Source organism: Pseudoalteromonas gelatinilytica, assembly GCF_001641615.1.
In the GTDB taxonomy this organism is placed as follows: domain Bacteria; phylum Pseudomonadota; class Gammaproteobacteria; order Enterobacterales; family Alteromonadaceae; genus Pseudoalteromonas; species Pseudoalteromonas gelatinilytica.
In genome coordinates this window covers 241,604-264,422 of the sequence record NZ_LRRU01000018.1, presented here as the reverse complement: position 1 = coordinate 264,422, position 22,819 = coordinate 241,604, and the positions used below count along the sequence as shown (strand labels likewise).

Here is a 22,819-nt window from a genome sequence, read left to right as displayed (position 1 = left end):
GCTATTAAAACAAGTCGAAATGGCAATAAAGGGGATCAAAAAAGGCAAACTGCTGAGCAATTGTGGCAGAAAAATGGCAATCGCGTTTTTGCCAGTACGCAAGGCAAAAAATTAGGTATAGTTCGCTATAGAAAGAATTTAAGTAAGTATTAACAATGAAGAAAATAGCAATCGTTGAAGATGAAACAGCAATCCGCGAAAACTACACAGAAATGCTCAGCGCTCAGGGCTATCAGGTTGTAGGCTTTGCTGACAGAGCCAGTGCTGAAGTGGCATTTAGTCAATCTTTACCCGATTTAGCTATTGTTGATATTGGCCTTGGCCATGAAGTGGATGGTGGTTTTTTACTTTGCCAAACACTACGTAGTCTTTCTAAAACCTTACCGATTATATTTTTAACCGCCCGTGATAGCGAAATTGATACCGTATGTGGCCTGCGCATGGGAGCAGACGACTACTTAACCAAAGATATCAGTATGGCGCATCTTGCTGCTCGAATTGGTGCCTTGTTTAGACGCCTTGATGCCTTCGATCAACCTGCCGATCAAACCGCTCTTTTGCATCGCGGCCCGTTAAAGTTAGATACTCAGCGCATGCAGGTTTTTTGGCAAGAGCAACTGGTTGATTTAACTGTGACAGAATTTTGGATGGTACATTCACTTGCGCAGCGTCCAGGCCATGTAAAAAGCCGCAACGAATTAATGAGTGATGCGAAAATTTATGTTGATGACAGTACTATTACCTCACACGTAAAACGCATACGTAAAAAGTTTATTGCTTTAGATGATGCATTTGACTGCATTGATACCGTTTACGGTATGGGTTATCGCTGGGAGCAAGCTTAATGCTGCGTTTGGGGCTTAGAACTAAGTTTATTTTCTTATCCTGCTTTTTATTTTTATTGCCTTGGCTTGGCTATGAATATGTTTGGGAAATGGAAAAGTTCTTAAGGCAAGGACAAGAAAAAACCTTAGTGGGCACCACCCGCGCACTTGCAACGGCATTACATGAGCGCCCTGCTTTGTTTGACTCGCAAACCAACTTTTTAGATCAAGTTGTAAAAGGCCGAGATTTATATGCCTATAATCTAAATAACCCGATTCAACTTGATGGTAAATTGTCGGAGTGGCAGCCTTATCAAAGCTTATTTTGGCATTATGACAAACGCTACTTACAAGGGCTAAGCAATGAGCATCAAGAAAGTGATCTAAGTTTTGATCACATGGTAGGCAAGTACGAGAACTACCTTTATGCGGCATTTAAAGTCACTGATAGCTCACTGGTGTATCGAGCTAAAAATGTGCTCAGCTTTACCCGTAATGATCACTTACAGATCATGTTAAAAACACCTGAAGGTGAGTTTAAAAGTTATGTGGTGGCCGCCCGCCAAGATGGTTGGGTTAATGCCTTTGATGCTTCGACACAAGAGCCTATCACTAAAATCCAAGGCTATTTTAAAAGCACCGACACGGGTTACAACATAGAACTGCGTTTTCCGCTTTCGATGCTAGGTAATAAGCTTGGTTTTGCTATTGAAGATTGGGATGAAGACAAGGTTGAGCCTCAGCTTATGTCGACCTCAAACCTACAAAACCCTAATGATATCGGCTCTGTTTTAGTACCTTCGCCAGAAATTAACCGTATTTTGAAAGGTATGGGCCACAGTGGCAGTCGAATTTGGGTCGTCGATAACCATCATCGCGTACTTGCACAATCAGGCTCAATTCATCATGCCGATGGCGTTTGGGCAGACGGCCTAAAAGAGGAGCCCGCAACAACCTGGTGGCAACGCTTTGAGCAAGATTACTTACACCCACTTTACTATAAAATTTTAACTCGCCCAGAAAATGAGTTTATTGATACCTTACATGATGTCGCAGCGATGCAAGGTACTCACATAGCCAGTGCTTTAAATGGGAAACCTGCATCATCATGGCGCTTAACTCCAGATAACAAAGCCGTTATTTTATCGGCGGCCTACCCTATTTGGATCCAAGACAAAGTCATTGGTGCAGTAATCGCAGAAGAAACCACCAATGGCGTGCGCACCCTGCGTAATAAATCGTTAGAGAAGCTCTTTAATGTCATTTTAGCGGTGATGCTTGTTGGTACTGTAACGCTATTCTTTTTTGCTTCAAGAATTTCCAGCCGTATTCGCCGCTTACGTGACAATGCCGAGCAAGCCATTGATGCCCAAGGGCGGATCACCGGCAAAATTACTTATGCCGATTCGAATGACGAAATTGGCGACCTTTCTCGCAGCTTTGCCAACATTGTTAGCCGTTTAAGTGGTTATACTGATTACTTAGAAAATATGTCATCACGACTCTCCCATGAGCTGCGTACGCCCGTGGCTGTTGTGCGCTCATCGCTTGAAAATTTACAAATGCAGCCGCAATCTGAACTGAGTCAAAAATACCTCGACCGTGCCAGTGAAGGGGTTGAGCGGTTAGGTAAAATTATTACCACCATGAGTGAAGCAACGCGCCTTGAACAAAGTATTCAAAGTGCCGAGGCAGAAGAGTTTGACCTAACCAAGGTGATCACCGGCTGCATGCAGGGCTATCAAATAACCTATGGTGAAAGCCTATTTACCTTGTCACTTTGTAAAGAGCCGTTAAATGTTAGTGGCGCACCAGAATTTATTGCCCAATTACTCGATAAGCTCATCAACAACGCACTTGAGTTTAAAACCCCGCAAAGCACAATTTCAGTCAGCTTAACCAAGCAAGAGCACCATGCATTATTAACAATTAGCAACCAAGGGCCTCTGCTCCCTGACGGTTTAGTTGAACACATTTTCGACTCAATGGTCTCGGTGAGAAGTCAGCAACATCAGCAGCAGCCACACTTGGGTTTAGGTCTTTATATTGTAAGGCTTATTTGCGATTACCATCACGGTAAAGTATTGGCAGAAAATTTAGATGATGGCACAGGTGTTGTGTTTACTGTGGAGTTGCCTATTAAATAAGCATATTTGCGTTACATATGATTACAGTTTAATGACTGAGTATTCACCGATAATTCAGATTACAGGACGTAATATTTGTAATACAAAAGGCAAATTATTCTTTGGAGGGCATCATGCGATCTGGATTACAACGTGAAGAGATTGAGTTCATTATGGGGCTATTTAGCTATAATGAAGCAACCGATAAACCAGCGGCTCCAAAAAAGCAGCCTGTAAAAGCTGACACAAAAAAAGTTGATACAGCGCAATATAAAGCAAACTATAAAGCAACTTATTTGACCTAGCTAAGGGTAGCTCATTACAATGGCGCACCTTTGGAATATAACGCCTTGTAATGAAAAAACACTCACCTAAAAAAGAACTGATTTTACTGCCCGTTTTGTTCGTGGCTATTTTACTTTGTGTTGCAGGTCACTTCCTACTTCAGCCTAACTATCAAGACAGCCATACCGTTGAGTATTTACTCGCTGCACTGCCATTTGCTTTGTTTGGATTGGTGATTATCGCCTTTAAAGTTGCCAGTAAAAACGATAACCAAGATTAGATCAAAGAACGTAATAGCCAAACCAATCGGGCTTCATTGCTTGAGCTTGCCCGCTTGGCGTTAATTTTATTGATAAGTTGCTATCTAACAAATCAATCGCAAAACAATCGTCTACATCGTGTAAGTCATCTTTATGAAGATGAGTCATTCCCGCCAATAAAGACTCTTTAGCGCGTTGCTTTGCTTCTTCACTGCTACGCGCAACGTACAATGCAAAATCATGTTGCTCCGCAAGACTATCAGCTCGGTAAGCACCTAAATTTACAAAATACAGTTTTTCAGCTTGGTGATGCGCAGTATCAACCACTTCGACCTGATAGCCATCGATGTGCTGAATTTGCATGTAACTATCCATGTGCACATTGCTTTTATCACCCACCCACTGTGCTTTTAATTTTGAATAGGTTTGTTCAATGTTATCACCTACGACAAATCGAACGTCGTGCATTTCAATGTGGCAACCTTGAATACGACCGCCCAGATAGACTAAAAAAAGCGCCATGTTTTTCCTTATATTAAGCTTTCAACATTAATGTTGTGCTTTTTAATTAATTTATAAAAATCTGAGCGATTACGTTTCGCAAGCTTTGCGGCTTCGGCAACATTACCCGCTGACATTTTCAGCGTATTAATTAAATAATCTCGCTCAAATTCTTTTTTTGCATCATTTAACGAAAGTGGCTCAGCAATATTAACATTACTGTTTAAGGCACTCTCTACTAACTGAGCTGCAATCACTTTACCAGGTGTAAGGGCTACTACCTGCTCTATCACATTTTGTAATTGACGGATATTACCCGGCCAGTCATAGCGAACCAAAGCATGCATTGCATCATTGGCAAACTGCTTTTGATCTTGCCCCATACGTTTAGCAATTAGACCTGCAAAATGCTGTGCTAGCAAACTGATATCTTCTCGGCGTTCACAAAGCGGAGGCAATTTTAAGTTCACCACGTTTAATCGGTAATATAAATCTTCACGGAACTGCTGATTATTGATTGCCTCAGGAAGATTCTTATGAGTCGCCGACACCACCCGCACATCAATTGGGATCTCTTCTTGAAAGCCTACAGGACGAATGGTTTTCTCTTGTAAAACCCTTAGCAGTTTTACTTGTAAATTTAGCGGCATATCACCAATTTCGTCTAGAAAAAGGGTACCACCTTGTGCTTGTTGAAACAAACCTTGATGGTCTTTGACTGCACCTGTAAACGCACCTTTTTTATGTCCAAATAATTCAGACTCTAAAAGCTCTCCCGGCACAGCGCCGCAGTTAATTGCCACAAATGGCCCATCACTAACATGGCTGTGTTGATGTATCGCTTGTGCAAGGAGTTCTTTACCTGTTCCACTAGCACCGGAGATCAATACATTCACTTGCGTTGGACCAAGCAATTTAACTTGCTCAAGTAGATGCAACATCGCCCCGCTACGGGTGACAATATTTGTTTGTGTGGGTGTTTCATCACCATGTACACCATGGATCTCGATAGCTTTAGCAAGGCTGTCGAACAGCTCATCTTTATCAACCGGTTTGGTAATAAATGCAAATATACCTTGCTTCGTCGCTTCCACTGCATCAGGTATCGAACCATGTGCTGTCATCATAATCACCGGCATTGAAGGATAACGACTTTGTAACTGACGATGTAGAGCCATACCGTCCATTTCATCCATTCTTAAGTCGGTGATCACCGCATCATAGGTTTGGTTTTTTAGCGTTTGTAATGCCTCAATGCCACTTTCAACTGTACTAACCAAATAGCCTTTAGACTCAATTCTAATCGCTAGTAACTTTAATAAACTCGCATCGTCATCTACTAATAAAACCCGTGGTTTTGTTACTTCATTCATGATTACTGCTCCTTGGTTTCTTCACGTAGCAGAAGTTGTTGTTCGATAGTCGCAAGCGACGATAAGGTTTTTTCCATTTCATCACTCAGTGCTTGCTTAGCTTGTTTTGCCGCTAAATTCTGTTGTAAATATTGTTTTTGTAACCATAGATACTGCTTAATATCATCTGGCCAATAAAAAGCATGGTCACTTTTTTCAAGCTGATTAAGGGCTTTTTCTGGCTCTGAAGCACCGAGTAAACAAATTGACTCAAACAGACGCTTTAGCTCATTTTCGCCAACATAATTTGCTTTATCAGAAGACGCTTTAAAGCCACCACACTTGGCTGCATGCCAAGCAATGACTGTACTTGCAGGCGGGTATAACGGCTCACTTTTCGGCCGAGGCTTGGGATTAGGTTGCCCTTGAGGTTTCACATCTGTTGTCGGCTCTACTTGCTCTGGCTCAACATGCTTTTGCGTGATCGTGCACCCTGTTATAAAAAGTGTGCCTATAACAAGCATAAAACTGGCTTTATTCGCTAAGCCCATATCAGTTAACTCCTTGGGTTAATTGAATTGGTAAAATGGCTGTAAATACACACCCTTGTGGCTCATTATCTGTAATAGAGAGCTTACCGTTTAATTGTTCAACGGTTTCTTTAACTATGGTTAAACCAAGCCCGCTGCCCATTTCAGTATGTTGTTTTGCATTTTTTCCTTGGTAAAAAGCCCCAAATACAGCGGCTTTTTCAGTATCCTCTATCCCTACTCCTAAGTCGCTGACACTCAAAATTAACTGTCCCTGTTTTAAGCTTGCTTTTATTGTCACTGACTCATGTTCCGGCGAAAACTTTAACGCATTTGAAGTCAGCTGAATGAGCACCATTTCAAGTAGCTCAATTGAGATAAACAAGGCTTTATTTGGTAACTCATTCACCCACACAATGGATAAGTCACGCGCTGATAATCGGTGCTCAAAATGACGCTCAATTTTATTCATCATCAAGTTAAAGTTAAGCTCGCTTAGGCTTTGCTTACTCGTGCGAATAGCGTTGTAACTCAATAAGCTTTCAATCATGGCTCTGAGTCGCACCATACTTTGCGTTATTAGCCCAAGGACAGCTTGTTGCTCACTATTGATTGGGCCAACAATTTCATCTGCGAGTAAGTCTGTGCCTTCAACCATCGAAGCTAGGGGGGTTTTTAATTCATGTGTCACATGGCGTAAAAATGTATCTTTTTGCTGCTCAAGCATATGTAGCTGTGCTTGAACCCACTCTAGTTTGTTACCTAATTCAACTAACTCTGAGGAGCCTCGAACTTGAATTTTTTGCTGCCAATGGCCTTGTCCAAGTTTATCAATAACATGTGTGAGTTCCCTGAGCCGTCCGCTGATCCGCCAAAGAAACCCGCCCCCGACCAATAACGTGAGTGGAATTAACGCAACTAACCAATTAATAAATGAAGCTTGAAGTGCTTTTAATTGCTGCTGATTTTTTGTGATGCGTAATTCATTTTGCTCTTTGAGCCAATTTGTTTGCTCACTGATAAGCTTACTAGCGGGTGCAAACAGCTCACCATCTTGCTTTTGTTCTATTAATAAATGTTGATGCGCAAACTGTAATACCTCAGCCAATTGCCGCCACTGCGAGACATAATCAGCGGTTGGGCTTAAGAAAATGAGCTCATCGACACTTTGCAGTGACGATTGCCACTTGTTGGCAATTAAGCTATCGAGGGATTCACTTTTAAGCACCCAGTTTTGTCGAGTTGCTCGTTCAAGGCTATTTAAGTCTTGTTTGAGGTTATTGAATGCTTTGGTAATTTCGTAATTGTCACCGACGATTTCTTGAGTCACTGCAAGCTGCTTATTGAGCGCATTTAAAAATAAAATCACCACCAAGGATAACGGCAGCAAAGACAGCAAAATGCTACAGACGAACTGGCCAATAAGACTAGGTCGCCAATTTAGTAACTGTTTTATTTTTATCGCTACTTTATTTTGCATATTCACTCTCAACATAATTGCAGATGCTGATTATTAGTGAACAAACTTAGACACTCGCTGAATCCGACCTTAAAAAGGACTGATTTTCACCCAAAAACCGATACAAAGTTGCTATTTAGCAACAAACTAACTCATTGAAATAAAATGGATAAACTTTTAACACCTGAAAATCGTTGCAAAAAAGACACAACACCCTGTAACTATTTCGCATTCAAAACCACATAAAACCTATAACCAATTGATAATTATGTACTTTTAAAATTGGCACTGATTTTGATTAGTACTAAGCAAATTAGTTATTTAGGACACAAAATGAAAGTAACGGCCTTGGCAGCCACCCTGCTTATAAGTCTCATCTCGTTAAGTAGTTATGCACTTGATTTGCAAACAACGTTTAACGAACTCGATAAAGACAGTAATGGTTTTTTGAGTGAAGCTGAAGCATCTGAAGATGCATTATTACATGGCAACTTTACGCAAATTGATAGTAACCAAGATGGCCAAATTTCATTTTCTGAGTTTCAGTCGTTTATTCAATAGGAGATTGTAATGAAACAACTATTAGCTGCATTCTCGCTGATGTTTTTAGTTATCAGCGCCACCGTTCTAGCATCACAAATGGATGTTCGATTTGCTAAGTTTGATATTAACGCCGACGGCGAGATTTCATTAACTGAAGCAACCAAACACGATAACCTACTTAAGCAATTTGCCGATCTGGATGAAAACGGCGATCAGGTTCTGTCTGAACAAGAGTTTGAAAAATTCAAACCTTAACGGCTTAAAGTGCTTGCCATAATCCCAGAGGGAATGTGTAAACGGATTTAAATTTTGGGAGTTAAATTATGGCAAGCACTTTTATTTATAAAGGAGTGTAATTATGAGAATTTTCTGGCTTGCTTCATGTACCTTAATTACTATAAGCTTCAATAGCTTAGCATTGGATGTAAAACAAAGATTTGATCACCTTGATAAAGATAAAAATGGCTTTTTATCTGTGCAGGAACTGTCATCGCAACCGCACTTGCAAAAACGCATGGCGCAGTGGGATACAGATAAAGATCAACAAATCTCGCTCCTTGAATTTAAACACTATTTAACAAACAAGAGTTAAAGTAATGTCAAAATTAACCTTTGCCAGCCTAATTTTATGTTGTGTAACTAGCACAGTGAGTTTTGCTGCAGATAGTATTGGTGAAAAATTTAAACAACTTGATCGTAATGACGATGGTTACCTGACTCGCTCAGAGTCTGCGAGAGACCCTGCTCTGTGGTCACGTTTCAAAAACTACGACAGCGATAAAGATAATAAATTATCGCTTAGTGAATTTAAGGTCTACGCAAGCAAATAAAGCGTTACGGTTAATTATTTACTTACTGCTGAGTTGCAGTTTACTGCAACTCTGATACTGTTTTCATAAATCAATAAAAACTATTAGAAGATTATGAAACTCATCATCAGCTTACTAGCAACAGCTTCACTTAGCTGCTTTGCCAACACCACTGTTATTTATAATGTAAATGGCTACACGCCTACCTACAAAGGCGAAACCCAACACTTTTCTGCACTGGTTTTTAAAGACGGTAAAGTCGTAAAAACAGGCAATGACTCAATTAAAAATAGCTTCCCTGACGCCACCGCAATTGATGGCAAGCAAGCCACATTGTTACCTGGCTTAGTCGATGCTCACGGCCATGTAATTGGTTTAGGTAATAACCTTTCACAACTTGATGTCAGAAATACGCACTCGGCAGATGAGGTTGGCAAAATGCTGGCTGAGTTTGCCAAAGATAAACAAGGTTGGATCATTGGTCGCGGTTGGAATCAAGAGCAATGGCCTGGCGGTGAGTTTCCAACTGCAGCTGATTTAGACAAATATGTAAAAGACAAACCTGTAGTGCTTTCTCGCGTTGATGGCCATGCTGTATGGGTTAACTCAAAAGCCATGGAACTTGCAGGTATTGATAAACAAACTCCCTCTCCTGCCGGCGGTGAAATTTTAAAGCTGGATTCAGGGTTACCTTCTGGGGTATTCATTGATAAAGCCGAAACGCTTGTTACCCAACATGTACCAAAAGCAAGCCATGCCAGCATTAATACGGCATTAGATAATGCAGGTAAACATCTACTAAGTTTGGGTATTACATCAACCCATGATGCCGGTATCGATTACGACACGTGGCAAGTGTACAAGCAGCGCTCTGAGCAAAATACCCTTCCTGTCAGAATCGTAGCCATGCTAAGTGCTGCCGATCCTCAACTAGAAACCATGCTCAAAGCAGGCAAATATAAAGACATGAATGACATGCTGTCGATTCGAAGTGTCAAAGTGTATGCAGATGGTGCTTTAGGCAGTCGAGGCGCAGCCCTCATCGAGGAATACGCAGATCGTAAAAATCACCACGGCTTAATGCTTGAAACCCAAGAAAAGCTTGAACAGCTATTCAACTTAAGCTTTGCTCATGGCTTTAGTGCGAACACCCATGCAATTGGTGATAAAGCCAATCACGTGGTGCTCGATGCTTATGAAAATGTGTTTAAAAAAACCGGTGGCATTTTACTTCGTAACCGAATTGAACACGCACAAATTGTGACTCCTGAAGATATCCCTCGTTTTAAAACGTTAAAAATTATTCCTTCAATGCAGCCTGTTCATGCAACCTCTGATATGCATATGGCAGAGCAGCGCCTGACTGAAAAACAACTTGAAGGGGCGTATGCTTGGAAAACCTTTTTAGCGCAAGGCTCTGTAATTGCAGCAGGTTCTGACTTTCCTGTAGAGCTTGCTGATCCGTTTGATGGCTTATATTCAGCCATTACACGAATGGATCATAATCAACTTCCTGAAGGTGGCTGGCGACCACAAGAGCTGCTATCGCGTGATGAAGCTTTGCGTGCGTTTACTTTAGGTGGTGCTTATGCTGCACATCAAGAGTTTAAGCTTGGCAGCTTAGAGCAAGGCAAATGGGCTGACTTTATCTTGATTGATAAAGACTATTACAAAGCGCCAGTCTCTGAGATCCACGATATAAACGTGACACAAACTTGGATTGCGGGCGAGCTAAAATATAAAAAAGAGGAATAATATTACTCGGCGTCAGCTTTTTGCTGACGCTTTAATTTAATGATGTGGAAAATATTCACAAACGCCAGTAAACCATTGGTGAAGGCCACCGGAACGGCACCTATTGCCAGTCCGTAGAAGGTAAATGCAATACACCCTGCTAGGTTGAGCCAGCGTAGTTTTACTACATCGCTCATTGTCAAAGAAGCAACCAACAGTGCTGACGCTAAATAGCCTAAATATTCCCAACTCAATTGTTCTCTCCTAGGCTTTAGGTTAGCATTGGAGCTTGTCATTTTTTTTGACGCACTCTGTGCTAGTTTGACAATAAAATAAAAAAGCTAACTTACTAAAAACCTTGTAAAGCTTAAGAATAATCTTGGCTTTAAAATCATTACACGGGAAATGAAGGTATCAGTAACGTGAATCACCTTACTAGCAAGTTAGCGTAAATTCTTAGAATCTTAATGCTAACGTCATTAAGATGTAATAAATAGGACAATTGTCCGAAGAGCGGCGTTAATGTTTCAATATCATTTTTCAAGCTATCTTGTTGACCAATTACTGACATTTGCTGGCAGTAGTTTTCAACAAGCTAAAAAAGAAGTGCTGATCCACCAAGATCAACCTTTGTCAAAACTCGTATTAGTGAGAAGTGGCACAGTGTCGTTCAGCTATGACGTGGGTAATGGCCGACGCCTTCTTTTAGGCCAGCTTGATTGTAACAACACTCTGATTGGTGAAATTGAAGCACTGAATAACTACCCGTGTATCTACACAGTTACGTGCTTTAGCGATGTAAGTTATAACCTAATTGAGCTTAAACATTGGCGCGCACTACTCTTAGAAAAGCCAGAGTTAAGCTTGTACACAGCGCAAACAATTGCCGCTAAATTCCAAGAAAACCAAAAAATAAATTTAGATAAGCTGCTATTACCACTTAGCTACAACATAGCTAAAGATTGCTTATTAAGAGCTGAAAACAGTAACCCAACGTTACTGCGTGCCTACCCTACCGTAAATGCTGAAGCTGAGCGCTTTGCCACCACCGAAAGAGCATATAGACGCGTCGTTACAGAATTGGTTGAAAAAGGCTTAGTACAAAGAAGTAATCAAGGTTTACAAGTAGTAGATATCGACAAGCTTAGCGACTACGTCGAAAGTTTTGCGCAGTTATAAATGTGTTACAAATTTTTCTTAAATGCTTTAAAATAATATTACCAAACTGAAAAGCAAAGTCAGCATAAGTTCAGTTGGATAATCTATAAATATTCATAGAGTTAAGCTTTTTAACAGCAAAGCTCTGTATTATAATTTTGCAAAGCGGTGTGTTGTCACAAGTTACACCTGAAAGATGAGACAGAACTTTCTTATTTTATTAATGAAAGTATATATAATGTTCACTTGACGTATATATAATGTACGCTTATCCTTCAATAACAGATAACCATGTGTGGCGTTTTTTCGGTGCACAAACCGGTACTATTTGCTCTAATAAAAGTCTGATTACTTTACGAGAAAGGAAAGAAAGGTAACGATTATGGGAAACAATGAATTTAAACTAACCAAGCTAGCGCTAGCGTTAGGTGTCACTTTAAGCTTAAGTGGTTGTTTGAGTGATGACGACAAAAACGACACAGTGCCTGAGCCACCAGTTCCGACACAAGATGTAGCAGTTCCACCTACGGCTGTTGAACTTCAAGCTGGTGCATTTACAATTAGCGTTGTAGATGCTATTGGCGAAGAAATACCAGACAATGTTGCAGCAACCATCAGCTTTACAAGTGATGAGTCTGGCTTAGTTACAACAGATGGTAATGCCCTAACGGATGAGGACAAAACAGTCCTTGGTAGTACATTTGGTTATTCATTGGAGTCTATTCCTGCAGAAGGTGTTAGCTACAGCTTTGTAGTTTCTGCTGAAGGTTATTTATCTAACTCAGGAACTATTACACTTTCAACAACAGATAATGTGGCAGCAACTGAAGTTCGATTAACACCTCGTACGCTTCAAGATTCAGATGTTGCAATTGTTGCTGATACTAAGGCGTTGAGTGATCTAGCTTCTGATGGTGTTTCGGCAAGTTACGACCCAAGCACTGGACTGGTACTTGAAGGTGCAGATGAGATCAGTATGACTCAATCAATTCCTTCAAGCAAAGCAACTAAGGCTGTTGGTGGTACAACTGTTAAGATTAAAAATGGTACGCAATTCTTAGATAAAGACGGCGTAGCCCTAACAAGCGCACCTTCATTAACTGTTGGTTACTTTTCTAACGAAGCAACCCGTAATACTACTGAGTCAAGTGAAGATGCTGCAGAAGAATCGTCATTAGATGCTTTCCCTGGTGGTCTATCACTCTCAGTTGCAAATTCAGGCGGTTCTGATGTTGCTGGTTCTTTTACATCTGGTGGCTTTGTTGCAATAGAACTTACAGATGATGAAGGTAATAAAGTTAAGTCTTTTGGTGAAGGTAACTCTTTAACTGTCGAAATGCAGTTGGATAAAAACACAACAAACCCTTGTCCAGTTACATTACCTGATGGTGAGACTATCTCTACTTATGCAGAAGCAAATGGTTTTTCAGCTGGCACATGTACAGTAACTAATCCAGTTTCTCGCAGCGTAGCTGCTGGTGATATCTTCCCAGTATGGAGCTATGACGAAGAAGTAGGTAAGTGGAGCTTTGAAAGCTATGGTTTAGTTTCGGATAGTGGCGCGACTTCAACTTTCGATGTAGTCGTTGATGTTAATCACTTATCATATTGGAATCTTGACTACTTTACACAGAATGGTTGCTCATCAACGACTATAAACTTCGTTGACAGTAACGATGATGCAAATACAGTGTTATCTACTTTAGTAGCTGAAATTCCAGGTTATCGTAGAAAAGAACGTTCATTCAATGGTAATTTCTCGCAAGTAACTTTCCAACGAGTGCCTGGTTTTGATGTAAAACTAAAGGTAATGCGTGATGGAAAAAATATTCTAGACGGTTTAGCCTCGGATTATGATGGCGTAGCTTCTGTATTAGATGCAAAATTATGCGAGCTTAATGGTCAAACACTTAAGTTAACATCTGCACCGATTCCAACTGTTACTAAGAAATTAACACCGCAATTTGTTTGTAGTAATACTGATGATTTTGATGTTGGTACAGACCCTGTTCCTACAGCTGCAAATATTAAGCTATTACGTAACAATAAAATGGTTAGAAGCTTCTACAAAAACGGAGCTTTCGATGTAGTTCTTGAGCAAGCGACTGGTATTTCTTACACTGTAAAATACCAAAACCCTTTAACCAAAGGCTGGTTATCACAAGCTCTAACTGTTAACACCACTGCAGCTAGCTTAAACATTCCTGTAGTTTGTGAAGTTGTTGAACAACCAATCACTGGTGGTACTGGTGGTACTGGTGGTACTGGTGGTTCTGGTAACGGTGGCTAGTCCACAACGCTAATAAAGCTTTTAAAACCGCGCTTATGCGCGGTTTTTTATTGCCTTTTTAAAACTATACATAAACACCAATCTTCTCTTTAGTGATAAGCATCAATAAATTTGTGCAACTTAAACTACTCTTAATTACAGGCAATAAAAAAGGCTCACTAGGAACCTTTTTTGATATTTTGAGCGAAGTTACTTTTCCAGTAAAATGTCGTGGATATTCGCTAAATCAGACTTACCTTCGATGATTTCATCTGGCGTTAGGCCTGAAAGCTCATGCGGGAACACTAACCACTCTTCAGACTCATGAATGTAATAATCTGGCACCATGTCTACCTTTGAGTTTTTCGGCTTGTAGTATGGGCATGCAACGCGGATATCACGTGGTAGGTTTAAACGCATTAGCTCAGAAAGCTTTTCTTTTAATGCAACAATACTACGACCAGAATCGAATACGTCATCAACGATTAGTAATGAGTTATCTGCATTGGCATTTTCAATGATGTAATGCAAACCGTGAACTTTGATCTCTTTAGATTGCTGGTTAATACCGTAATACGAAGAAGTACGTACTGCGATATGGTCAGTTTCGATACCTTTGTAATCGTAATACTCTTGAACTGCGATACCAATTGGAGCACCACCACGCCAAATACCAATGATGAAATCAGGACGGAAACCATCTTCATAAACTTGTGCCGCAACACGAAATGAATCTTCAAGAAGCTGCTGCGCAGTGATATAGCACTTATCTGACATAAATAGAGACCCCAGTGTGAATGATCATTCAAGTGTAGCTAATTTAATAAAAACTAACCACAGGATGAGAAAATGTGGGGCGGGATTTTATACTAATTTACTCAAAAAAGCTTGTATCAGTTTGTAAAATTACCTGTTAGATCAAAAAAGCCCCTTAACTTAGACAAAGTTAAAGGGCTTAATGAAAAAGATAATTGCTTATGCTTTTTCTAGTAATGTTCTTGCAACGGTACGCATACCTTGTGTTGTCGCGCCAGCAGCCCACTCGCTTGTGCTGCCCATGTTAAATGCAGCCGCAAGGTCAATATGCACCCAACCTTTGCCTTCATTTGGCACAAAGCGTGATAAGAAGCCAGCCGCATTAGAAGCGCCACCGTAACCACCGCCTTTTTGAGGACGGCTATTTGCAGTATCTGCATATGGCGATGGGCAGTTTTGTTGGTGCCATTTTTCAAGTGGTAATGGCCAAGCGGCTTCCATTTCTTGCTCTGCAAAGTCTTGTACGTCACGTACAAGCTCTTTATCAAGACCAAACAATGCATTGTACTCTTGACCAACAGCAACAAGCGCAGCGCCTGTTAGTGTTGCTGCATCAATGATTAATGGCGCACCAGACTCACCTGCAGCCATTAAGCCATCAGCAAGCACTAAACGGCCTTCTGCATCAGTGTTAACGATTTCAACCGTTGTACCATTCTTATAAGTAAGGATATCGCCAAGTTTATAGGCATGACCTGAAATAAGATTTTCTGCACAACATAAGAATAGTTTAATGCGTTTGTTGATACCACGGCTGATAGCAAGCGCTAAGCCCGCAGTTACTGTAGCAGCACCACCCATATCGCACTTCATACCTAACATGCCTTCACTTGGCTTGATAGAATAACCGCCTGAGTCAAACGTAATGCCTTTACCAACTAAAGCAGCCGCAACAGGTGCGTTCTCGTCACCCGTTGGGTTGTAATCTAATGCTAATAATACCGGTGGACGCTCACTACCACGACCTACCGCGTGAATACCAATCCACTGTTGCTCCAATAAAGCATCACCTTTAATGATTTGGTAGCTTACGTGCTCAGGCGCTAATGACTGAATAAACTCCGCCGCTTTACCGGCTAGGCTTTCTGGGAAAATATCATCAGCTGTGCCATTGATCATTTGACGAGCCCACGTCGCTGCTTGCTTTAAAGAAGCTAATTCTTTGCTGTCTGTTTTTGCATTTTCAACAAATTCAATCGCATCTAAATTCTTAGGTGAAACAAAGCCTTGATAGAAAGCCCATTGAGATTCAGTGCACCAAACATCGCCTACTAACGCAATATTTTTTAAGCCTTGATTAGCTAACGTACGTGCTGCTTTTTGTACGTTTTTAAGTGTATCTTGCTCAGTTAGATGAACAGTTGCGCCTTGTTCAGTAAAAGAAAGAGCGGCTTTTTCGCCCCAATGTGCGGCAGCGCCCTGCTCGCTAAGTTGAACTAGAAATTTTTCTGACATGTTAGAATACTCTTTGCGCTAAAAATGTTGCTTGAGTTTACTACAGCCTTCGTCAGTTCCCAACAGCTTGCGATAAATAGCGTTATGCTGTTTGGTTCTATCCTTGTCTTGAATCACATACAATAAAGAAAAACGAATTATTTAAAGTTATGAAATTTACTCCCGCATTACAATCAGCCACCTTAATTAAGCGTTACAAGCGCTTTTTAGCTGACTTAAAAACGGCTGACGGAGAAGAGTTTACAGCTCACTGCGCTAATACCGGCAAAATGACAGGCTGTGCAGAGCCTGGCTTTAATGCTTTCTATTCAACAAGCGATAATGCCAAACGCAAATATCCTCATTCGCTGCAATTAACCCAGAACCAATTTAACCAATTGATATGTGTAAATACGGCTATAGCAAATAATGTTGTGCAAGAGGCGCTCGAAGCAGGCACGATTGCTGAACTTGCAAACTACCAAACCATTGCTGCAGAAGTAAAATACGGCCAAGAAAACAGCCGCATCGACTTTTTATTAACAGATGATCAAAAACCTCATTGTTATGTTGAAGTCAAGTCAGTGACCTTACTGTCGCAAACAGAGCCGCAGTCTGGGCAAGGGTATTTTCCCGATGCAAAAACTGAGCGTGGCCAAAAGCACCTTCGAGAGCTTGTCGAAATGGTGCAGCAAGGACATCGTGCGGTCCTTTTATTTGCTGTTTTACATGAAGGTATTAACCAAGTAAGTGCGGCAACTCATATTGACCCTAAATACGCACAACTTTTAACTGATGCAATTGAAAAAGGCGTTGAAGTTATTGCTTACAAAGCAAAAATATATGCTGATGAGATAAAAATACAGGAAAAATGCCCATTCATCGCCTAAGCTACTCTTTTACTAAAACGACAATAAAAGCACGATTTAAGTTGTATTATTTTTTTTTGCCCATATAACTTAGCAAATTTAAAAAATTTACGGATAGTTAAGGGCTTATAACACCGCCCATAATTATTTGAGCAATCATTAGTCCGAGGTCAAGAGGATTAATTAAAAATAAATTTGCCTCAATCTAATGATTCTGCTATTTATAGCCGCCGGCTAACGCTGGGCAAAATATTAAGGATTTAGGAGAAAGTTATGCCAGACCAAAAAAAACTAGGGTTATTGGCTCAGGCCGGGTTGGAACCATATCAAGAACAGCCAGGTGAAGAGTATATGAATGATGCACAACGTGCTCATTTTAAAACAATTTTAGAAGCTTGGCGTAACGATTTACGTAACGAAGTAGACCGTACTAAATCGCATATGCAAGACGAAGCAGCTAACTTTCCAGATCCAGTAGACCGTGCAGCACAAGAAGAAGAATTCTCATTAGAACTTCGTACTCGTGACCGTGAGCGTAAACTGATCAAGAAAATTGAGAAAACGATTCAATTAATCAAAGAAGACGATTTTGGTTATTGTGAATCTTGTGGTATCGAAATTGGTATCCGCCGCCTAGAAGCGCGTCCTACAGCTGATTTATGTGTAGACTGTAAAACGCTTGCGGAAATTAAAGAAAAACAATCTGGACGCGGTTAATATCCTTTAATTAGCCCATGTCTACCACAGCCGTTAACACGCCAACGCGTGAATATCGTGGCCGTTTTGCGCCATCACCTTCTGGGCCATTACATTTTGGTTCACTTATAGCGGCTGTGGGTAGTTTCCTTGATGCTAAAGCCAATCAAGGAAAATGGTTAGTACGCATTGAAGATATCGACACAACGCGTGTTGTCAGCGGTGCTAGCGACGATATATTACACACCTTAGAAGCTTACGGCCTACATTGGGACGAATCCGTCATTTACCAAACCCAGCGTCATGAGCAATATCAAGCTATTGTTAATGAACTAATCTCACAAAACCTAGTTTATGCATGTCACTGCACTCGTAAAGAAATCAAAGCTATCGGGGGCATTTACCAAGGCCATTGCCGAGATAAAAGTCATGGGCTTTCTGACTCAGCACTGCGTTTAACCCAGCAATTTGCGACCAGCCACTACCATGATTTAATTCAAGGTGAGGTGCGTATTGATAGCCAACTTGCCAAAGAAGATTACTTAATAAAGCGTAGCGATGGTTTATTTGCCTACCAACTCGTTGTAGTGGTTGACGATATTGCACAAGGTATAACACATGTTGTGCGCGGCGCTGATTTACTAGAGCCAACCGCACGACAACTTAGTTTATTTAAGCAGCTTAATAAACCTGCGCCCGATTACGCTCATCTACCTTTAGCGGTTGCTAAGCCGGGTTTTAAGTTATCAAAGCAAAATTACGCCCCCGCAATAGCAAAATCAGATCCTAAGCCCGCTTTGTTCGATGCTTTTCGCTTTTTAGGACTAAAGCCAGAAAGCGCTCTTTTATCGTTAAATATCGAACAAATGTTAGCTTGGGCAGTGGAAACTTACCGTCTTGAACACATCCCAAAGGTGCAAGAAATACAGGTCAGCGAAAATCCAAACTCTCCTTTTTGTGACTTTGTTACTATTGAAAAATAAATTGCCAATTTTAAAGGCCGAGTAACTTAATTTTTCTGCCCTGCTGGTATATGATAGCGACCCAAAGTGTGCGAATCATCAACAGCTTATTTTAGCGCCAAGTAAAACACACTGATTACACGTCAATCTCACATCGGCGAAGTAACAAACAAACGCTATACTTGATGAGTCGCAAAGTCCGCGTCGTAGGAGACAGATTATTATTTCCAAGCTTTTTCAATTTTGTCGGCAGATTATTGGCCCAAATGCCACGACATCGAGTGATGCTTTACCAACGAGCGAGTTACCTTTGGTGATCGAGCGGAGTGAACACGGTATTTCACGCAAACAGTTTAGCCCAAATGCAATCAAAGTATTGTACCGCCTGAAAGAAGGTGGTTTTGATGCCTACCTAGTTGGTGGTTGTATTCGAGATATATTGTTAGGCCAACAGCCAAAAGACTTCGACGTTGTAACAAACGCAACGCCTGAGCAAATCAAAAAGCTATTTCGTAACTGTCGCCTAATTGGTCGTCGTTTTCGTTTAGCGCATATTGTATTTGGTCGAGAAATTATTGAAGTAGCGACCATGCGTGGTCATCACGAAGCTGACGAAAGTAAAAATCAAATTAGCCAATCAAGTGAACACGGCCAACTCCTGCGCGATAATGTCTACGGCAGTATCGAAGAAGATGCCGAACGCCGCGACTTTTCAATTAACGCACTGTATTACTCAATAAACGATTTTTGTATTTATGACTATGCCAATGGTATTAGCGCAATAAAAGCAAAACAAATTGAATTGATTGGCGACCCAGAAACTCGTTACCGTGAAGACCCTGTGCGTATGTTACGTGCAGTGCGTTTTGCTACCAAACTGGGAATGAGTATTGCGCCTGGCACCGAAAAACCAATTAAAGGCCTTGCTAATTTACTTGACCATATTCCGCCAGCTCGTTTATTTGAAGAATCACTTAAATTGTTCTTAAACGGTAAAGCTGAAGAAAACTACCTAATGCTACGCCAATATGGCTTATTCAAAGCATTATTCCCAGCGCTTGATAAAATCTTAGATGCCAATCCTGATGGCCTTGAGCATGCGTTTATCCTGCAAATGTTTAAAAACACCGATAAGCGTATCAATGCAGATAAAAAAGTCACGCCGGCCTTTATTTTTGCAGCCTTATTGTGGTTCCCATTACTCAGTATTGCTAAGAAATTACAACAACGCGATCAACTTTCAGAGTACGATGCATTTGCACAAGCAATGAATAAAGTGCTTAGTGAAAGTGCACAACATGTCGCGGTTCCAAAACGCTTCACTTTGGGTGCTCGCGATATTTGGCATATTCAGCAGCGTCTTGATAAACGAGGCGGTCAGCGCGCTTACAGGCTCACTCAACAGCCTCGCTTCAAAGCTGCCTATGACTTTTTATTACTGCGTGTACAAGCCGGTGAAGAGCAACATAAAGAACTTGCAGATTGGTGGGCAGCTTACTTGAGCCAAGACATCAATGGCCAAAAAGAGATGGTTAAAAATTTAGGGCACCAAGGTGGCCCAAAACGCCGTCGTCGCCCTCGTAAGAAAAAAGTAGACTAAGCATGCAGACTGTTTATTTAGGTTTAGGTGCTAACTTAAATGCACCACGCAAACAGATACATGCCGCTGTCGCTGCCATAAAAGCATTAAAAGATGTTGAGTTTGTTTGTGTATCTCATGATTACGCAAGCAAACCCATGGGACCGCAGGATCAACCAGATTATGTAAATGCGGTCGCGTGTGTTAAAACTGCACTTGAGCCTGAACAATTGCTTGATTTAACTCAAGCCATTGAACTTGAACATGGCCGTGTTAGAAAAGAAGAACGCTGGGGTCCTCGTACCCTTGATATAGATATTTTATTGTTCGGTAATGACGTGATAGACACCCCTCGCTTAACTGTGCCTCATTATGGCTTAACAGAGCGAGAATTTGTTGTTTATCCATTATTTGAGATAGCACCAACGCTTGTACTACCGAATAATCAATCACTTGCTGATATAACAAAAACGTTGCCTTTAAACGATTTACAACAACTCCCTCAGCAGTAATCAACCAAGGCTAAGCCTTAGAGGAAATTATGTCTAAAATCACCGTTTCAACTCTCAATAAAATGAAACAAGAACAACAAAAAATCACCGCATTAACGGCTTACGACGCCAGCTTTGCTAAATTGTTTCATGATAATGGCGTCGAGGTGATTTTAGTCGGTGACTCACTAGGTATGGTATTGCAAGGTGGTGATGACACATTAGCGGTAACCAACAGTGAGATTGCTTATCATACACGCTGCGTACGTGCAGGTAGCCGAGAGCTATTTGTGATTGCTGACTTACCTTTCATGACCTATGCCAATCCAACTGATGCCTGTAAAAATGCAGCAGAGTTGATGCGTGCTGGGGCAAACATGATCAAGCTTGAAGGTGGCGAATGGCTGCACGACAGCATTCGTGCAATGACCCAGCAAGGTATTCCTGTATGTGGCCACCTAGGCTTAACACCTCAGTCAGTGCATGTATTTGGCGGTTTTAAAATTCAAGGGCGTGAGCAATCTCAAGCCGATAAAATGGTCAGTGATGCAAAAGCACTTGAGGCGGCAGGTGCACAGTTACTTGTTTTAGAATGTATTCCAAGTGAGCTTGCTAAACGTATTACTGATGAATTGAATATTCCTACCATTGGTATTGGTGCGGGTAATCAAACCGATGGTCAAATCTTAGTAATGCACGACCTAGTTGGTATTTCTGCAGGTTATATTCCTAAGTTCTCAAAGAACTTTTTATTAGAAACCGGCAATATGCCAGCAGCAGTGCAAAAGTATTGTGAAGATGTAAAAAGTGGTGCTTTCCCAAGTGCCGAACACGAGTTTAAATAAATGCAATCAATCACTGAAATTAAATCGTTACGCAGTCAAATCAAAGCTTGGCGTCAAGCTGGCCTGAGCATTGCGCTAGTACCTACCATGGGCAATTTACACCAAGGTCACTTTTCACTTGTTGAAAAAGCCAAGACGCTTGCTGATAAGGTTGTTGTGAGTATCTTTGTAAACCCGATGCAATTCGGTGCCAATGAAGACCTTGATAGTTATCCGCGTACACTAAACGAAGATAAACAAGGTTTGGCTGAACTTGGTACTGATATCGTGTTTACTCCCTCGGTTGAAACAATTTACCCAAATGGTTTAGGCGAGCAAAGCTTTGTCGATGTACCGGGTGTTTCTATGGGTTACTGTGGAGGCTCGCGTCCTGGTCACTTTAAAGGCGTTGCAACCGTTGTTACTAAGCTATTTAATTTAGTACAACCTGACTTTGCTTGTTTTGGTGAAAAAGATTTTCAGCAGCTGCAAGTTATTAAAACAATGACGCGTGATTTATCTATCCCAGTTGAAATTGTTGGCGTACCTACTTGCCGAGAAATCTCAGGTTTAGCAATGAGTTCTCGCAATGGCTATTTATCTGATGAGCAAAAAGACACCGCAAAAGTACTGTTTGCCACTCTCAATAATACAGCAACAGCACTTAAGCAAGGCAACAAAGACATTGCAGCACTTGAGGCTGATGCAAAAGCACAGCTTGAAGATGCAGGTCTTAAGCCTGACTACTACGCAATTGCAGAGCGCTCAACATTAAAGCCTGCAACAACAACTGACAAACAACTTGTTATTTTAGCTGCTGCTTATTTAGGCTCAGTACGTTTAATTGACAATTTACAAGTTGAGCTGGATTAAATAGCAACAATCTGGGTAAGATGGATTGCAAAGAAAAGACATAAACTAGGGATAAGCATGAAAAAATTACCAGCAATTGCAGCAACATTTTTTGCAATGACATTACTGTCTGCCTGCTCAAACAAAATTGAAAACCCAGAAATGCAGCAATGTGCTCAGCAAAACTATCAATGTGAAGCGAGCTGTGAACAGCAAAGCACCGCTGATGGTTTAGTTCATAAAGTCTGTAGCAACAAATGCATTGAAGCTTACAACCAATGTAAAGCCAATGCAGAAAAGTTAGGTGAAGTTAAATAACACGGCTTGCCTTTCTAAGGCACTGAAAACCTGTTCGGTGCCTACACTCCCCTCCTCGATTACAATTTCGCTTGCAAAATTAAGCCTCTGGTAATTTTGTTCATATTTTTGTTTATCCTTTAAGCTAT

General features: G+C 41.0%; 26 protein-coding genes. 19 read left to right on the top strand and 7 right to left on the bottom strand.

Translation table 11 applies throughout. The features are described from left to right. The first annotated feature begins 155 nt into the window (after positions 1–155). From pdsR to NH153_RS09860, 4 genes are all read left to right on the top strand, one after another. The gene (gene pdsR / locus NH153_RS09870) at positions 156–845 is read left to right on the top strand and encodes a proteobacterial dedicated sortase system response regulator (protein WP_063703303.1); all 690 of its coding nucleotides are present in this window, start codon (positions 156–158) and stop codon (positions 843–845) included. Then, positions 845–2,971: a proteobacterial dedicated sortase system histidine kinase gene (gene pdsS, locus NH153_RS09865; protein WP_063703301.1), complete on the top strand. Its 2,127-nt coding sequence runs from the start codon at positions 845–847 to the stop codon at positions 2,969–2,971. The genes pdsR and pdsS overlap by 1 nt, the downstream gene beginning before the upstream one ends. A gap of 113 nt (positions 2,972–3,084) precedes the next feature. After that, on the top strand, positions 3,085–3,255 hold the full coding sequence (locus NH153_RS21720; protein ID WP_156426462.1) for a hypothetical protein: 171 nt from the start codon (positions 3,085–3,087) through the stop codon (positions 3,253–3,255). A 50-nt stretch (positions 3,256–3,305) separates the two neighbouring features. Next, on the top strand, positions 3,306–3,515 hold the full coding sequence (locus tag NH153_RS09860; protein ID WP_054560860.1) for a hypothetical protein: 210 nt from the start codon (positions 3,306–3,308) through the stop codon (positions 3,513–3,515). 1 nt (position 3,516) lies between these two features. On the opposite strand, the gene NH153_RS09855 is transcribed toward NH153_RS09860, so the two are convergent. Genes NH153_RS09855 through NH153_RS09840 form a run of 4 tightly spaced genes read right to left on the bottom strand, consistent with a single transcriptional unit; the run spans position 3,517 to position 7,358 of the window. Then, positions 3,517–4,017: a DUF1543 domain-containing protein gene (locus NH153_RS09855; RefSeq protein WP_054560861.1), complete on the bottom strand. Its 501-nt coding sequence runs from the start codon at positions 4,015–4,017 to the stop codon at positions 3,517–3,519. Between the two features lie 8 nt (positions 4,018–4,025). Further along, entirely contained in the window at positions 4,026–5,369 is a 1,344-nt protein-coding gene (locus NH153_RS09850) for a sigma 54-interacting transcriptional regulator (RefSeq protein WP_063703299.1), read from the bottom strand. A gap of 2 nt (positions 5,370–5,371) precedes the next feature. Beyond that, entirely contained in the window at positions 5,372–5,899 is a 528-nt protein-coding gene (locus NH153_RS09845; RefSeq protein WP_063703297.1) for a hypothetical protein, read from the bottom strand. A gap of 1 nt (position 5,900) precedes the next feature. Then, complete coding sequence (locus NH153_RS09840; RefSeq protein ID WP_063703295.1) at positions 5,901–7,358, bottom strand: HAMP domain-containing sensor histidine kinase; 1,458 nt, start codon at positions 7,356–7,358, stop codon at positions 5,901–5,903. Positions 7,359–7,670: 312 nt separating this feature from the next. Here NH153_RS09840 and NH153_RS09835 point away from each other — a divergent pair, with 312 nt between their 5' ends. From NH153_RS09835 to NH153_RS09815, 5 genes are all read left to right on the top strand, one after another. Next, on the top strand, positions 7,671–7,898 hold the full coding sequence (locus tag NH153_RS09835; protein WP_062564862.1) for an EF-hand domain-containing protein: 228 nt from the start codon (positions 7,671–7,673) through the stop codon (positions 7,896–7,898). 9 nt (positions 7,899–7,907) lie between these two features. After that, the gene (locus NH153_RS09830; protein WP_063703293.1) at positions 7,908–8,135 is read left to right on the top strand and encodes a PLC family EF-hand domain-containing protein; all 228 of its coding nucleotides are present in this window, start codon (positions 7,908–7,910) and stop codon (positions 8,133–8,135) included. 103 nt (positions 8,136–8,238) lie between these two features. After that, positions 8,239–8,472, top strand: coding sequence for an EF-hand domain-containing protein (locus NH153_RS09825; RefSeq protein ID WP_063703291.1), 234 nt, complete (start codon positions 8,239–8,241; stop codon positions 8,470–8,472). A gap of 4 nt (positions 8,473–8,476) precedes the next feature. Continuing rightward, positions 8,477–8,710: an EF-hand domain-containing protein gene (locus NH153_RS09820; protein ID WP_063703288.1), complete on the top strand. Its 234-nt coding sequence runs from the start codon at positions 8,477–8,479 to the stop codon at positions 8,708–8,710. Between the two features lie 93 nt (positions 8,711–8,803). Beyond that, positions 8,804–10,444, top strand: a complete 1,641-nt coding sequence (locus NH153_RS09815) for an amidohydrolase (RefSeq protein ID WP_063703286.1) — start codon at positions 8,804–8,806, stop codon at positions 10,442–10,444. Positions 10,445–10,446: 2 nt separating this feature from the next. On the opposite strand, the gene NH153_RS09810 is transcribed toward NH153_RS09815, so the two are convergent. After that, positions 10,447–10,677 (bottom strand): YgjV family protein, encoded by a 231-nt coding sequence (locus NH153_RS09810; RefSeq protein ID WP_063529621.1) that lies wholly within the window; start codon positions 10,675–10,677, stop codon positions 10,447–10,449. A 268-nt stretch (positions 10,678–10,945) separates the two neighbouring features. Between NH153_RS09810 and NH153_RS09805 the strand changes: the two genes are divergently transcribed. Both NH153_RS09805 and NH153_RS09800 read left to right on the top strand, forming a co-directional pair. Further along, complete coding sequence (locus NH153_RS09805; RefSeq protein WP_054560870.1) at positions 10,946–11,602, top strand: Crp/Fnr family transcriptional regulator; 657 nt, start codon at positions 10,946–10,948, stop codon at positions 11,600–11,602. A 361-nt stretch (positions 11,603–11,963) separates the two neighbouring features. Next, entirely contained in the window at positions 11,964–13,871 is a 1,908-nt protein-coding gene (locus tag NH153_RS09800) for a hypothetical protein (RefSeq protein ID WP_063703283.1), read from the top strand. A gap of 189 nt (positions 13,872–14,060) precedes the next feature. On the opposite strand, the gene NH153_RS09795 is transcribed toward NH153_RS09800, so the two are convergent. Together NH153_RS09795 and pepB are read right to left on the bottom strand one after the other, a co-directional pair. After that, positions 14,061–14,627 carry a phosphoribosyltransferase gene (locus tag NH153_RS09795; protein ID WP_063703281.1) on the bottom strand — a complete coding sequence of 189 codons (567 nt, stop codon included), beginning with the start codon at positions 14,625–14,627 and terminating at the stop codon, positions 14,061–14,063. Between the two features lie 198 nt (positions 14,628–14,825). After that, complete coding sequence (pepB, locus tag NH153_RS09790; RefSeq protein ID WP_063703280.1) at positions 14,826–16,121, bottom strand: aminopeptidase PepB; 1,296 nt, start codon at positions 16,119–16,121, stop codon at positions 14,826–14,828. Positions 16,122–16,270: 149 nt separating this feature from the next. On the opposite strand from pepB, the gene sfsA reads away from it, so the two are divergent. The 8 genes from sfsA (at position 16,271) to NH153_RS09750 (ending at position 22,691) form a co-directional block, all read left to right on the top strand. Continuing rightward, a complete protein-coding gene (sfsA, locus tag NH153_RS09785; RefSeq protein ID WP_063703277.1) occupies positions 16,271–16,990 on the top strand; it encodes a DNA/RNA nuclease SfsA in 720 nt (239 codons plus the stop codon). A gap of 252 nt (positions 16,991–17,242) precedes the next feature. Then, a complete protein-coding gene (gene dksA / locus NH153_RS09780) occupies positions 17,243–17,686 on the top strand; it encodes an RNA polymerase-binding protein DksA (protein ID WP_063703275.1) in 444 nt (147 codons plus the stop codon). A 17-nt stretch (positions 17,687–17,703) separates the two neighbouring features. Then, a complete protein-coding gene (gluQRS, locus tag NH153_RS09775) occupies positions 17,704–18,648 on the top strand; it encodes a tRNA glutamyl-Q(34) synthetase GluQRS (protein ID WP_063703273.1) in 945 nt (314 codons plus the stop codon). A gap of 292 nt (positions 18,649–18,940) precedes the next feature. Further along, positions 18,941–20,227: a polynucleotide adenylyltransferase PcnB gene (gene pcnB / locus NH153_RS09770; protein WP_167350239.1), complete on the top strand. Its 1,287-nt coding sequence runs from the start codon at positions 18,941–18,943 to the stop codon at positions 20,225–20,227. A 2-nt stretch (positions 20,228–20,229) separates the two neighbouring features. Beyond that, positions 20,230–20,718 carry a 2-amino-4-hydroxy-6-hydroxymethyldihydropteridine diphosphokinase gene (gene folK, locus NH153_RS09765; protein ID WP_063703270.1) on the top strand — a complete coding sequence of 163 codons (489 nt, stop codon included), beginning with the start codon at positions 20,230–20,232 and terminating at the stop codon, positions 20,716–20,718. A gap of 29 nt (positions 20,719–20,747) precedes the next feature. After that, positions 20,748–21,542, top strand: coding sequence for a 3-methyl-2-oxobutanoate hydroxymethyltransferase (gene panB, locus NH153_RS09760; protein WP_063703269.1), 795 nt, complete (start codon positions 20,748–20,750; stop codon positions 21,540–21,542). Then, positions 21,543–22,394 carry a pantoate--beta-alanine ligase gene (gene panC / locus NH153_RS09755; RefSeq protein WP_063703268.1) on the top strand — a complete coding sequence of 284 codons (852 nt, stop codon included), beginning with the start codon at positions 21,543–21,545 and terminating at the stop codon, positions 22,392–22,394. A gap of 96 nt (positions 22,395–22,490) precedes the next feature. Beyond that, the gene (locus tag NH153_RS09750) at positions 22,491–22,691 is read left to right on the top strand and encodes a hypothetical protein (RefSeq protein ID WP_370625252.1); all 201 of its coding nucleotides are present in this window, start codon (positions 22,491–22,493) and stop codon (positions 22,689–22,691) included. Positions 22,692–22,819: the final 128 nt, after the last annotated feature.